The 13,804-nt window shown below is 32.8% G+C and carries 11 protein-coding genes; 3 read left to right on the top strand and 8 right to left on the bottom strand.

Going from position 1 to position 13,804, the window contains the following annotated elements; genetic code table 11:
* The 6 genes from Q0F58_RS12800 to Q0F58_RS12825 all read right to left on the bottom strand — a co-directional run.
* The coding region (locus tag Q0F58_RS12800; RefSeq protein WP_294377193.1) for an HAD-IIIA family hydrolase at positions 1 to 1,085 on the bottom strand (1,085 nt) is incomplete at its 3' end.
* Entirely contained in the window at positions 1,085 to 1,852 is a 768-nt protein-coding gene (locus tag Q0F58_RS12805) for a kinase (protein ID WP_367118184.1), read from the bottom strand. The genes Q0F58_RS12805 and Q0F58_RS12800, both read right to left, overlap by 1 nt.
* Before the next feature lie 236 nt (positions 1,853 to 2,088).
* Positions 2,089 to 3,195, bottom strand: a complete 1,107-nt coding sequence (locus tag Q0F58_RS12810) for a glycosyltransferase family 4 protein (protein ID WP_294377199.1) — start codon at positions 3,193 to 3,195, stop codon at positions 2,089 to 2,091.
* A 106-nt stretch (positions 3,196 to 3,301) separates the two neighbouring features.
* Positions 3,302 to 4,399: a glycosyltransferase gene (locus Q0F58_RS12815; protein WP_294377201.1), complete on the bottom strand. Its 1,098-nt coding sequence runs from the start codon at positions 4,397 to 4,399 to the stop codon at positions 3,302 to 3,304.
* Positions 4,400 to 4,451: 52 nt separating this feature from the next.
* The gene (locus tag Q0F58_RS12820; protein WP_294377203.1) at positions 4,452 to 5,069 is read right to left on the bottom strand and encodes a sugar transferase; all 618 of its coding nucleotides are present in this window, start codon (positions 5,067 to 5,069) and stop codon (positions 4,452 to 4,454) included.
* Positions 5,070 to 5,248: 179 nt separating this feature from the next.
* Positions 5,249 to 5,974 carry an SGNH/GDSL hydrolase family protein gene (locus Q0F58_RS12825; protein ID WP_294377205.1) on the bottom strand — a complete coding sequence of 242 codons (726 nt, stop codon included), beginning with the start codon at positions 5,972 to 5,974 and terminating at the stop codon, positions 5,249 to 5,251.
* 87 nt (positions 5,975 to 6,061) lie between these two features.
* On the opposite strand from Q0F58_RS12825, the gene Q0F58_RS12830 reads away from it, so the two are divergent.
* Genes Q0F58_RS12830 through Q0F58_RS12840 form a run of 3 tightly spaced genes read left to right on the top strand, consistent with a single transcriptional unit; the run spans position 6,062 to position 9,091 of the window.
* A complete protein-coding gene (locus Q0F58_RS12830) occupies positions 6,062 to 6,550 on the top strand; it encodes a DUF4358 domain-containing protein (protein WP_294377206.1) in 489 nt (162 codons plus the stop codon).
* A gap of 3 nt (positions 6,551 to 6,553) precedes the next feature.
* Complete coding sequence (locus tag Q0F58_RS12835; RefSeq protein ID WP_294377208.1) at positions 6,554 to 7,933, top strand: MBOAT family protein; 1,380 nt, start codon at positions 6,554 to 6,556, stop codon at positions 7,931 to 7,933.
* Between the two features lie 15 nt (positions 7,934 to 7,948).
* A complete protein-coding gene (locus tag Q0F58_RS12840; protein WP_294377210.1) occupies positions 7,949 to 9,091 on the top strand; it encodes a DHHW family protein in 1,143 nt (380 codons plus the stop codon).
* A 70-nt stretch (positions 9,092 to 9,161) separates the two neighbouring features.
* On the opposite strand, the gene Q0F58_RS12845 is transcribed toward Q0F58_RS12840, so the two are convergent.
* Complete coding sequence (locus Q0F58_RS12845) at positions 9,162 to 11,381, bottom strand: hypothetical protein (protein WP_294377213.1); 2,220 nt, start codon at positions 11,379 to 11,381, stop codon at positions 9,162 to 9,164.
* 185 nt (positions 11,382 to 11,566) lie between these two features.
* A complete protein-coding gene (locus Q0F58_RS12850) occupies positions 11,567 to 13,666 on the bottom strand; it encodes a CAP domain-containing protein (protein WP_294377216.1) in 2,100 nt (699 codons plus the stop codon).
* Positions 13,667 to 13,804 lie beyond the last annotated feature (138 nt).

Below are 13,804 nucleotides of genomic sequence, written 5' to 3' on the forward strand. Positions count from 1 at the left end.
AGCAACATACCAGGTTTAGGCTTTCTACATTCACACTCCACTTTTAATTCAGGAATTTCCCCTTCAAATCCCTTATGTGGATGGTGCGGGCAGAAATAGATGCCATCAAGATAAGCACCATCTTTTCCCAATAAAGTCTCCATTTTATTATGGATTTGATCAAGTTGCTCAAATGTTACTTCACCTCTAGCTATTACAGGTTGATTTGTAACAACAATAGCTAAATATCCAGAATCATTAATTTTCTTAATAGCCTCAGATACTTTTGGTAATAATTCAAATTGATCAATTTCTCTTAAAAAGCCAACATACTTATTTATTGTTCCGTCACGATCTAAAAAGATTGCCTTCTGTTTATTGGACAAATTCTTAGATTGCACTCTTCCAGCTTTAAAATCTTCACAGACTGCATAATATCTTTCAGGTGTTCCCATATCTTTAACATATTCAGGACTATCATAACAATACATCTTTTTAGTACCCGCAAGAGGTTTAAGTAATTGTCTATCTAAATCTATCTTTTGTGTATCTATTACTTGATTCAGTACTTCTGGACTTATCACATGTAGACCAGCATTGACACGATTTTTATAATACATTGGTCTTTCATCTTCTTTAGCTAGCCATTTTTCTACTTGATTGTGTTCATTTGAAATAATCAAGCCACTATCATAAGGATGACTATTTGGATGGGTAAATAATGTTGCCATAGCATTGTGTTGTTTATGAAAATCTACAAAACGATTAAAATTCACATCAAACATGGCATCTGCATTCAATAAAAGAAAGTCTTCAGTCAACTTATCTTTAATTTTAAATAACGCTCCTGCATTTCCTAATGGCTCTTTTTCAAAATAATATTCAATATGAACACCAAATTTAGAACCATCTTGAAAATAGTCCATAATAATATCCCCTAAGTGAGAAACAGTTAAAATAATATCTGTAAAACCTTGTTTTCTCAAACATTCAATTTCATGCTCAAGTACAGGTTTTCCTTCAATTAAAATCATTGGTTTAGGAATATCGGAAGCAACACTTGTGATACGAGTTCCTTTGCCGCCTGCCATTATTACAACCTTCATCATTCAACCTCCAATGGTGAATAGTCTTCCGGGCCATAATAAATCACCTGAGTACCGCTATCTTCAAATTTAAATGGAATATATAATAAATCCTTCATTGCTTCTTTTACAGCTGCTTGTTTTTCTGGTGTAACATAGAAAACTAAAAAGCCTCCACCACCTGCGCCTAATAATTTGCCACCTAAAGCACCTGCAGCAATTCCTTTATCATATAAATTATCAATGTTACTTGTTGATACAGATTTACCTGTCTGTCTTTTCAATTTCCAAGTAACATCAAGTAACCTTCCAAAATCATCTAAATCTTTTGATTGATCCGTTAAAATACTTTCTGCCTCATCCACCAATGTAAGCATCTGTTTTAATTGTTTTGTCTTACTTTCATCATCAAGCTTATTTGCCTTTTGAATTTCACTTGAAAATCGCGTGAATCCAGTAAAGAACATCATTAAATTATTATTTAGTTGTTGTTTTCTTTGAGGTGAAACAATTACAGGATGAACTGTATATCCATCCGCATTAAAATCAATACGATTAAATCCACCAAAACTAGCCGCAATTTGATCCTGCCATCCTCCAGTTTCATTACAAAGTACTCGCTCTAAATAGATAGCTTCATCAGCTAATTGCTTCTTTGATGCATATTTCCCTTTTAAAGCATAAAATGCATTTAACATACCTACCGCAAAAGAACTAGATGTACCTAAACCACTTCTAGCCGGTAAATCCGCTTCATATGTTAATCGTATTTCATGCATATCCAACATTTTCATCGCATTACGAATTGCGGGATGTTCAATATCATCTATACTAGTAACTCGTTCTGTTTTTGAATAACTCAACTCCGTTGAATAATCAAAAAATCTAGGTAGATGTCTAACATTGACATAACAATATTTATCAAATGTTGTAGATAATACAGAACCTCCATTTTCTTTGAAGAAAGATTCCATATCTGTTCCGCCGCCAAAGAAAGACATTCTAAATGGTGTCTTTGTGATTATCATTTTCTCACCTCATATAATCGATCAAATAATTCAACCGTTTTATTCCAACTAAAATATTTTTGTACAAATTCTTTACTTTCATTAGATTTAAGTTTAATTTTATCTGGATTATCAATTAAATTTAAAATTTCTTTTTTTATTTGTTCATCCGTCTGAGCAAGAATTAATGTACTTCCATCCTCATCAATACCTTCAGCACCAATATCTGTCGTAATGACAGGTAATCCAAGTCCACAAGCTAATAATACCTTTAGCTTAATACCAGCTCCCAAAGTTAATGGGAAAACTGCAATTTCATTCTTTAAAATCTCATCTTCAATACTATCAACAAATCCAGTAATATGAATATTATCACATTCCTGTTTTAATAATTCTTCATTAGGATGAGCCCCAATAATTGTTAATTTAATATCGTCTCTATTTAAAGATTTTACAATCTGAATTAAACGCATTGCAGCCAAATGATTCTCTTCTCTTCCCATTTGCCCAATAAAACAAATTGATTTCTTAATCTTATCAACCTGTTTATTTGAAATTTCATCAAAGTCTACTCCATAATACGGATTCATTAATTCAACATTATTTAATCCATAATATTCATGAAGTAGTCTTTCATCCTTAGAATTTACTGCAATCACATGATTTGCTTTAGAACAATATTCTTTTTCCAATTTTGCAGCTAATTTTAACTGCCACTTCCAGAACAATTTCTTCAACCCTGTTGAATCATTTGCTTTTCTATAAAACGACTGTCGAGTCACGTCATGCTCCACAATATTAAACATGATGTTTGGATATTTTTCTTTTATCCAAATATATTGAGCCATTGCTGTATATTCACAATGAATCGCATCAATCTGTTTTTCTTCAATTATTTCCAAGAACTTATTTTTAAATTCATTAGAGGTACGTGCAGAAAACATCAATGGTTTATTTAAATGCAAAAGTCCTTGTTTAATTCTATCTTTATTTGAAATACGAATAAAATAACTATTGTTCGTATCATATTCTTCTTTTACCAATTTTTCTTCTAAAGGCATAGTAATGAATGATAAGACAAAAACATTATGCTTTTTACGTAATGCTTCTACCTGTTTTCCCATACACACACCACCAGCATGATTTGTATGCAAGCTTGGTACATATGGAGAAATATGTAATATATTCATTCGAATACCTCCAATCAAAAAAAATGTGTTAAACACATTTTTATAAATCTAAAACTTTATCTAAAACTTCATAAAAACGTTTTTTTGTAAAATACGTATTGTATAGAGTCTGCATATTTTTTCTTCTTTGAAGCTGCACATCTATACTTTCTGAACAAATCTGTTCTGCCACTTCTTTTATATTTGACTTCTTCAAATTGAAACCAATATCCCATTCCTCACAAAAATCTTTTGTATCCCCTTTAATCGTATTAATAATCGGTAAACCAGCACACATATAGTCTAGTGATTTCATAGTCAACCCAACTACTACACTAGACTTCATGACATTAAAGCCATAATTACACTGATCAAATACTTCTTGTTTACGCTGGAAGTCATATACTTCCTTATGGTCAACTACATTGACTCCTACACATAATACTTCTTGAATGAAATATTCTTTATTTTCACCATCACCAATAATATGTAATGTACACTTTTTATGAACACTGCACTCCCTTAAAAAAGCAGTGATTCTAGGAATGTCTATAATATTATTTATCGAACCCAAATAACAGAATTGCAACTCATCCTCGCTTAAATCTGGATTCATTGGAAGACATTCTCTATCGATTGCCCAATATAAGACATTGCCACAATTTACATATTTCTTAAACAATTCACATTCACAGAAAACAACATCCCCACTTGATAAATACTTATCACGATTATTCTTCCATATTTTAAAAGGCAATAATCCCTTATATCGATCAATCGGCATGGATTCTGGCCATAAATCAATAATGTCATACATCACTTTAACATTATGATGTTTCTTTTTATATTTTGCCATTTCTTTTACAAGCGTATTGCACGGAATAATACAATGAATTAAATCTGGTTGAATGTCTTCCATAGCCTTTCTTGCCTTTTCAGAAAACTCAATATGAGACAAGATTCTGTCCGCAGAAAGATTTCTATGATACTCACGAACAGGAATCACAACATCAGCTTCAGCTTGATAAACCGCTTTTTTTCTATGCGAAAAATTTGAAGTTACACTCACAACATCAAACCCCTTAGAAGTGTAGTATTTCTTCAATAAATTAATACGATCCAAACATGTATCAAACGCATATACTAATGCTACGACCATAAATAACTCTCCAACCTACAAATGATAAATTTTAAGACCTTATAACTATCCCCTAGTTATTATTATCTTTATTATGGATACTTCCCGTACCACCTTCGACAACCCCATCATGTTTTAACACGGAAAAGATTGTCATAAAAAAACATTTCCCATCAAATGAAAAACTTAAATTCTTACAATACTCTCCATCAAGCTTAGCCTTAACATCTATTTCCAACTCATCACGACCATTTACCTGAGCCCAACCAGTAAGACCAGGAAGTACATCATTAGCGCCATAATGATCTCTCAATTCAATTAAATCATATTGATTCCATAGAGCAGGTCTTGGACCCACAATTGCCATTTCCCCTTTAAATATATTAAACAATTGTGGAAGCTCATCCAAAGACGTCTTTCTCAAAAATTTACCAATACTCGTAATATATTGATCTGGATTTTCCAATAAATGCGTAGGCATGTCTTTCGGTGTATCAATACGCATTGTTCTAAACTTTAAAATATTAAAATAAGACTTATGAATTCCCACACGCTTCTGCTTAAAAAACACAGGTCCCGGAGAAGTCACCTTAATTAAAACCATTAATACAATCAATAGTGGAGATAAGATTATGATTCCAGCCAAACTCAAAAGAAAATCTATCGTTCGCTTTCCATATTTCGAATACATAAAAACACTCTCCTATTTTTGTAGAGAATTTCTCTACGTAGAAAAGTATACCATAATAAAAAGCCTGAAACAAAAAAAGTTGAAAAAGTCAAATCATATTCTTGTAATATCATCTTTAGATAAGGGGTATATTAAAATTATGTGATAATATCAAAAAAATAGAAGAATATTAAATCCTTCTATCCAATAACTTTAATTGTTTCATCAATCATTCTTTCAGCCCATACAGGATATAAATCCTGAATATAATGGACTCCATCCTCTTGATAATACGCATCCTCACCATGATTAGTGATATCTGAAATATCTACATAATTCCAACCATTTCTTTGACACATCTCTTGTATTTGACTATTAAAATCATCTGTTTTACCCCATTGAGAATGTTCTTCAACCGCAGCCGGCGTAGGACAAACAATAGAATTAATAAATATATTCGCATTGGGACAAATCTCTAAAACACCCTTTACTTTTTCTTCATACAAATCCCCATACGTTCCATTCTCCGTCTTTAAATCCAATCCCATATCATTCACTCCATAGGAGAAATAAATATTCGAAGGATTGATCTCTTTTAATACCTCACTATAATCCGAAATATTCAAAATTGTGTTTCCTGCATCCGCAAACACACGATTCCAAGGCAAATAACCATAAGACGCAAATCCATATACACGAGAATCCCCATAAATAACATAATCTTCAAACATAGAAAATACATCTAATGTTCCATCTTTAACCATGGTCAACTTTTCTTCAATACGCTTATCCGTTAAATGCTTAGACAATTCTTTCGTATCCAAACTCTCCTGTTCCTTAATATAAGAAACACCCTCATTATGACTTTTACAACCCGTAAGTAAACAAATACATACAACCAATCCGATAATCCCAAACTTTTTCATGTTTATATCCCCTTTAGTCAAATTATAGCATAGAATTTATGATACAATTGAAGTAATCACAATCAAATTATAAGGGGCATAGGGATTATGAAAAAATATGTATTCACCATTTTAAAAGGATTCGTTCTCATCGGATTCATTATTTTACTATCCACAAATTTCGCACACGACAAAGACAGTACGAAAACTATGGAAGAAGTTCAAAATAACACATTAGAAAACATCAATCTTGATGGACTTAGCCAACAAGATAATTTAAGTATGAAGCGATTTCTAGACTTAGATCCAGCACAATATGAAAGTGTGATCTACTTTAAATCAGACGATGCCATGAGTGCTAGTGAATTTGTCTTAGTTCAATTTAAAGACCATTCTCAACAAGAACAATTTAGAGAAACAATTGAAAAAAGAGTTAAAAATCAAAAAGGCATCTTTGAAGGCTATGCACCACAACAAGCAGAGCTATTAAAAACCGCTGTTATTGATATTCACGCAAACTTCGCCTTATATGCAGTAAAAGAAGATGCAAACACAATGAATGACCAATTCAAAAACGTATTGAGTGAGGGGGAATAAAATATGGTATTCACAGATTTAATATTCTTATTTTGTTTCTTACCCATTAGTGTTCTACTCACAAAACTCATAAGAAACACTAAGCTACAAAACATTCTATTAGTACTATTAAGCCTACTCTTCTATGCATGGTCCAACCCAATCTATGTTGTACTACTCATTCTATCCATTCTATGGAACTACTTCACAGCATTCGAACTCGAAGCACAAGACGATGAAAAAACTAAAAAAATACTACTCATAGTATCCGTAGTCGTTAACCTATTCATTCTTGGATTCTATAAATACACAGGATTTTTAATGGACATACTCCACATACAATCCAATCTTAAAATAGCCTTACCCGTAGGACTATCCTTCTTTACATTCAGTGAACTCTCATACATATTCGACGTTTATAACAATAAAAGTAAACCACAAAAAAACATTATACTCTTCACATTATATGTAAGCTTCTTTGGAAAAATCAGTATGGGACCCATTGTTTCCTACCACGAAATGGAAGACCAACTAACAAATAGAACCCTCTCAAAAGTACAATACGCATCTGGCATGGTTCTATTCAGTAAAGGTTTAATAAAAAAAGTATTGTTAGCCGATCAATTATCGTATGTCTACTCCATACTTCAAAATAACACTTCCACTCTAGGCGTATGGCTATTAGCCATTTCATACATGCTGCAAATCTATTTTGACTTCTCCGGCTATTCAGACATGGCCATCGGACTCTCAAGATTCTTTGGCTTTGACTTCAAACCAAACTTCGACCACCCATACACAGCCACATCTGTACAAGACTTCTGGAGAAAATGGCACATCTCTCTATCCCAATGGTTTAGAGACTACCTATACATTCCATTAGGTGGAAATCGCGTAGACAAAAACACATACATAAGAAACATCTTTATCGTATGGTTTTGCACAGGGTTATGGCACGGAGCCAACTGGACATTCATTCTATGGGGACTCTATTATGGATGTCTTTTACTCCTAGAAAAATTCTTCTTAAGAGAAAAACTCGAAAAACTTCCAAAACCAATATCCCACATCTATACATTACTCGTAGTATTAATTGGATGGGTATTCTTTATGAGTCCAAATATCACGACTGCATTTACAACACTTGGAAAAATGATAGGTATAGGCGCAACAACCTTCGCAAATAACCAAGCCAAGTTTATGTTGAAAACCTATTTTATACTATTCGTACTCGCCATTCTACTCAGTACAAAAGTCTATGACAGAATTCAAATCTTTGTATACAACCAATACAAAATGAAAGCCGTATACACAACATGGACAATCTACATAATTTTATTAATCGTATGCATCGCATTTATTGTAGGAGGAACCTACCATTCCTTCCTATACTTCGCATTCTAGAAAAGGAGGTCTAACATGAAACACAAATATTCAAGCATTATGGCAAGCAGCCTAGCCAAAGTTGTTAGTGTTGCAACCTTAATAATAATGACTACAAATATTATTATTCCTGATCATAAACAATCCGAAACTGAAAATAGACCCCTACAAACCTTTCCATCATGGAATATTGAACACGTATTATCCGGACAATACACAAAAGACTTAAACACATGGTTCTCTGATCAATTCATATGTAGAGATCAAAACATACACATTAAATACTTGATTCAAAAAACATTTGGCATCAAAGAAATACAAGACGTATTCTTGACTAAACAAGGCCTTATAGAAAAAACAGCCAAGCCAAACAAGGAACAACTCGAAAGAAATCTAAACGCCATAAACACATTTAAACAAAACAATCCAGAACTCAACGTAGGATTTGTGACAGTGCCAAATGCGATAAGTATAAAAAAAGAGTACCTGCCAAAATATGCTGTTACCCTAAACCAAGATAAACAAATAGACAATATCTATAGTCAATTAGATGATTCCATTGTAAAAATAGACTTACGAAATACACTAAGAAAACACAAAGACGAATACTTATATTATAAAACGGACCACCATTGGACAAGCCTTGCCTCATACTATGCCTATCAAGACATAGCCAAAGCATTTAACCTTGAAACAACCAAACAATCCGATTATACAATATATCCAGTTACGACAAACTTCGAAGGAACGCTTGCCAATAAAACAGGAAGCGTAAACATCAAAGACGAAATTGATATCTACGTACCAAAAGATAAATGCGATTACGTCATCACAGACGAATCCACAAACAAAAAATCAAGAACCATATATCACTCAGACGCACTCGAAACAAAAGACCAATACACAGTCTTTATGGGAGGCAACAAAGCCTTATTCCACATCAATGTAGACAACAACTCAAAAAGACACCTACTATTGATCAAAGATTCCTATGCGAATAGTCTAATACCATTCTTGATTCCACAATTTAATTCAATAACAGTAATAGACGCCAGATATTACTTTGAAGACTACACAAGACTCATTAAAGACGATTTAATCACTGACGTATTGTTTATGAATAACGCAAATACATTTGTACAAGACACTTCCCTAGCCGACATGTTAGAGGCAAACTAAAAGAGCTTAAACGCTCTTTTTATATTTCCATATAAAAAGAAGGCAAGAATCCACTTACCCTCTAATCAAACTATTTATTTCTTCTACGCAACACTTCTACTGCACCTAAGCCAACAATAGAAATACCCAATAATCCAGTAAACAATGTACTAGAAGTCTTTGTACTTGTATTTACCTTCTTATTCTTCTTAACATCTTTCTTAACTGTATTGTTTTTCTTTGTATCTGTTGTAGTTGGCTTAGCAACTGGTTTTACTTCTGGTTTAGTTTCTGTACTAGTTCCAGGTTTTACTTCAGGCTTAACTTCCGGTTTTGTTTCCGGCTTTGTCTCAGGCTTTACCTCCGGTTTTGTCTCAGGTTTCACTTCTGGTTTTACTTCAGGCTTAACTTCCGGTTTCGTCTCCGGAGTTGTTTCCTTAACATCCTCATAAACTAACATATAAGAAGAGAACTTATCTGTTTCAAATGTTCCATCCTCATTTACAGGAAGTTTTTCAACCTTACCATCATGAGCACGTAATACATAGAACTTACGACCATCTTTCTTTAAAGTTTCAGGAATAGCTACTTGGAATGTCAACTTACCAGCAGTCTCAGAAATATTGCCCTCTTTCTTATCATCAATCACAAGTTCAATTTCAATATCAAATGCATTTACCACTTCAGTATCTTCATCATCCGAATAAGCTAATAATAACTTTTTATCAGAAGCCTTGATTTCATCTTTTACAACTGGCTTAAATTCAATTTTCTTACCTTCTTTAACAGCTTCATCATAAGCCACTTGTTGTTGTTCATTTAAACTATTAGCTAGTTTTTCAGTTGTATCCACACCAGTAATAGTAGCTGCCTCATTAGAGCTAGAAGGTTTTGTTACTGTAAATAGTTCTTCTAAGAATAAAGACATTTTATATCCTGATTGCACAGAAACAGAATCCTGGTAAATAACGCCTCCAGCTTGAGGTGACAATCCAGAATTTTTATATCCCTTTGGAACTACAGCTTCCAGTTCTTCATCATCAATTGCACCATTTTTGTTTTTATCAATATCCTGTGCAAATACATTTACAGTTTTGAACTTAACATTCGTACCATCAGAACTCTTATACAATCTATAAGTGATAGCTGTTTTTTGTTCTCCCTTTTCAAGCTTAACTTTCACAATCGGAAAACCATCAGCATCTTTTCCATCTACATAAAACTTATCACCAATTGTCTTATAGCCTTTTGGAATTGCCAAATTATCAGATAAAGTAAAACAATTGTCTTTTCGAATTAAAGTATCAAGACGAGTTTCAATAACATTATGTCCATTTTCATCTTCATAAATAAAGTGATATGTTGTCCAATTATCAGGATCTGCAATCTCTTCATTATTCTGAATCTTGTAAGCCACCATACAATAAGTACTATCATCAAGTTGATAAATATCATTTAATGCATAACTCTCGTTTACAATATAACCCTTAGGCAAACAAGTCTTAATAATATAATCTTCAATTCCAGTTCTATCTTCACTATCATATTCAATCGTATTATACTCTACACTCGCACTTTCAAATTCATCAACCAAAGATCTTTCAGCCTTTAATACTTTAACTGTAAATTTCTTTTTCGAAGTAGCCTCAGAATTCTTTAACAAATACGCTCTATACGTATTTGAACCCGATAATACAATTCCACGGCTTAAATCTTTTCCTTTAGTATAATCAATATGATATCCATCCGGAATACATTTTAATTTGATATATTGATACACAGTACCATATATTCTAAAATCATCTTCCGTAAGATGAACATTCTGTGTAGTCTCAACACCATTCACATTCAAAATAATTTTGTAGTCATCACTCACTTCTTTTGGCGTTTCCAAATTTAAAACATAATAAGTAGCATTCGGATATTGCGAATTTTCTTTAGTTTCTAAAGACACAATGATACGACCATATGCAAAATTCTCTTCAATATAATTCCTTACCTCTAATTCAGACCAATTCTTAGACAACTGTATTGAAGTTGGAGTAATCTCTTGCTTACCATCTAAATAAACATCAACAACATATTCCACCGTTTCATTGTTTGATTCAACAGGCTTCTCAGTATTCTCTGTCGGTTGATCTGCAACATTTTCATTAGGCTGATCTACAACATCTGTTGATTGTTTGGCAACCTCAGTTGTTTCTGGTTCTGTTGTTGAAACTTCATCATCTGCCAACACTGGCGAAGCCATACCAGCCACAGTTACTACACTCAACCCCAATGACAGTAACTGTTTAGTTAATCTATTCATTTTCAAACCCTCCTATATACACATTTTAAAACTACAAAACCAATCCATCAACCACAAATAAAGCGTTTTCACAAACAAACTAACCATAAATCATCATATGCACACAAACCCACTTAACGAATGATACATAAATTTACCTATATAAAAAGAGTACCGCTTTTTAGAAACGATACTCAACAAATTATCTAACTATTCATTTTTTTCTTTTTTAATAAAGAAATAGCTATACCCATACTAGCAGCGAGTGCAACCAAGCTTAATTCGAAGTCTGTATTAACACCCGTATTTACAGTAGTTGTATTTTTCTTAGTGTCTACTACTTTTGTTGTATTCTTTTCAGACTCAGCCTTTTTATTAGCCTCCTCTTTTTTCTTCTCAACATCTAAATACTTGTTCAAGTTATCTTTTGCTGTAGTTAAACCTTTTTCATATAAAACCAAATCAGCTTCATAACCTAACATTTCAGAATACAATTGTCTTCTTTGTTCAACAACATCCGCATTTTCTTCATAAACACCTCTATAGTTAACCAACAAATCTTTTGCACTCTGAACTAATCCATGTAAGTTCAAGAACAATGCATCATCTAATTCGGATACGTATACTTCTGTTTCAGGATTATTCTTGATTTCAGCATAGTTCTTAGAAACATTATCCAATTCTTTTAAAGTTTGTTTCAACGTTAACATACGAGATTTTAAATTCGAAATTAAAGTAGAATTATTTTTAATATCTTCATTTGTTAAATCAAAAGCCTTGTTTACCTCATCCAATTCATCCAAAGCCTTATTCATAGAATCATACAATCTATTTAATTCTTGATCCCTATTAACAAATTGATCATACAATCTCTTCTTTGCATCCATTGTTGCTTTTTTACCATCAACATCTTGTTGCTTAGTCAATACATTGTTCTTAGCAACATCCAATTCATCAGACACAGACTTTTGATTAGAAGTCGCAGTATCAACAGTATCTTTAGCCTTAGACTCCAACGCTTTCTTTGCTGGAATATCAGCATTTAATTGATCAACCTTTAATTTTAGAGCATCAGCTGCTTTTTTAGTTTCTTGCTTTTTACGCTGTACACGACTTAATTTATCACCTTTAGAAGTTACATCATTTTGTGCCTTTGTATTCTCATCAAACTTTTTAGCTACATCTTTACCAGCAGTTTCCAAAGAAGACTTAGCTGAAGCAAGATTTACTTTTGCATTTGCAAGTTCTCCATTTTTAGCATCTAAATCATTACGTAACGATGTAATTTGACCATCAATAGTCGAAGTATAACCAGGAGCCTTCATATCAGAAATTTCCTTTTTTAATTTATCATAAACATTCTGAGCTTCTTTTAATTTAGATTCAGCCTCTTTCTTATTATTTTCTAAAGTACCCTTTTCAGCCACTTTATTTGATTTTTGTGTATTTAAACCACTCAATTTTGTTTCTTCAGCTACCTTTTCAGAAGCAATTTCACTTAACTCAGCTTTTGCTCTATTATAATTTGCCTGTGCATTCATTAGTGAATCATAATAAGCATTAAATTCTTTTTCAAACTCTTCAACTGTTCTAATAATATGCGTATGGTTATGATAAGACGTATTCGTATCACACATAAAATCCTGAGCAAAGAAATTACCCGTTCCCATTGTTCCATGCTGATTAATCGCAAATCCAGTTGATACAAAACGATTTTCAATTACATTAAAGTAATGTCCAACTTGAATGTGGTTTTGGTTAAGCATCAACACTTGTTTTTCAGTGAGGCCCTCACTTGTTGTATAATAATGAAATCCACAAGCATCAATTGCTTCTTTTAATAATGTAGGATCATTTTGAATTTGTTTAGCATATTTATTTGTGTCATATTCAGATAATCCTGTTCCATATTTTTGACAAATATAGTCATACACTACTTTTTCTTCGGTATACCAACCCTTAAATGGACTTCCCATAAATCCACCATAACCATTGGCAATATTTTCACCATTACAATATAGTTTAGAATAATGACCTTCATCCGTTTTTGCGGACCAATTTGCCTTTAACTGAGTTAATGCCATAGTGTAGTAATCTACCTTTAAAGGAGCCACTCCATCTTTTTCACGAATCGCATTACACTCTTTTAAATACTCAATAGCAGCCTTCATATTTTCTAAGCTTGTTGCATCATTTTCATCACCCAATTTAGTATACTTAATTAATTCGCTATCTAATTTTCCATCTGACTCAAGGATGTATCCGTTTAAAACAGCTTGAGCCCCAGACTTGTCGGTTGGATCCAATGATTCAAAGAATCCCAAACTACCTTTTGCGATAGTAGTTGCAGCATTTTGTGCGATAGTTTCTAGATAATATGAAGTGACCTCCTATTGTCAATACGTGGATTACGACTCATAATTGGATTGATTAAAAACACTTAT

Origin of the sequence: uncultured Clostridium sp. (assembly GCF_934754915.1) — a bacterium.
Taxonomy (GTDB): Bacteria; Bacillota; Clostridia; order Clostridiales; family Clostridiaceae; genus Clostridium.

Coding starts and splice junctions, on each gene's coding strand:
- Q0F58_RS12810 (WP_294377199.1), bottom strand. CDS start 3,195: ATGGGAAAACAGGTAGAAGCATTACGTAAAAAGCATAATGTTTTTGTC.
- Q0F58_RS12815 (WP_294377201.1), bottom strand. CDS start 4,399: ATGGTCGTAGCATTAGTATATGCGTTTGATACATGTTTGGATCGTATT.
- Q0F58_RS12835 (WP_294377208.1), top strand. CDS start 6,554: ATGGTATTCACAGATTTAATATTCTTATTTTGTTTCTTACCCATTAGT.
- Q0F58_RS12830 (WP_294377206.1), top strand. CDS start 6,062: ATGAAAAAATATGTATTCACCATTTTAAAAGGATTCGTTCTCATCGGA.
- Q0F58_RS12845 (WP_294377213.1), bottom strand. CDS start 11,381: ATGAATAGATTAACTAAACAGTTACTGTCATTGGGGTTGAGTGTAGTA.
- Q0F58_RS12820 (WP_294377203.1), bottom strand. CDS start 5,069: ATGTATTCGAAATATGGAAAGCGAACGATAGATTTTCTTTTGAGTTTG.
- Q0F58_RS12840 (WP_294377210.1), top strand. CDS start 7,949: ATGAAACACAAATATTCAAGCATTATGGCAAGCAGCCTAGCCAAAGTT.
- Q0F58_RS12825 (WP_294377205.1), bottom strand. CDS start 5,974: ATGAAAAAGTTTGGGATTATCGGATTGGTTGTATGTATTTGTTTACTT.
- Q0F58_RS12805 (WP_367118184.1), bottom strand. CDS start 1,852: ATGTTGGATATGCATGAAATACGATTAACATATGAAGCGGATTTACCG.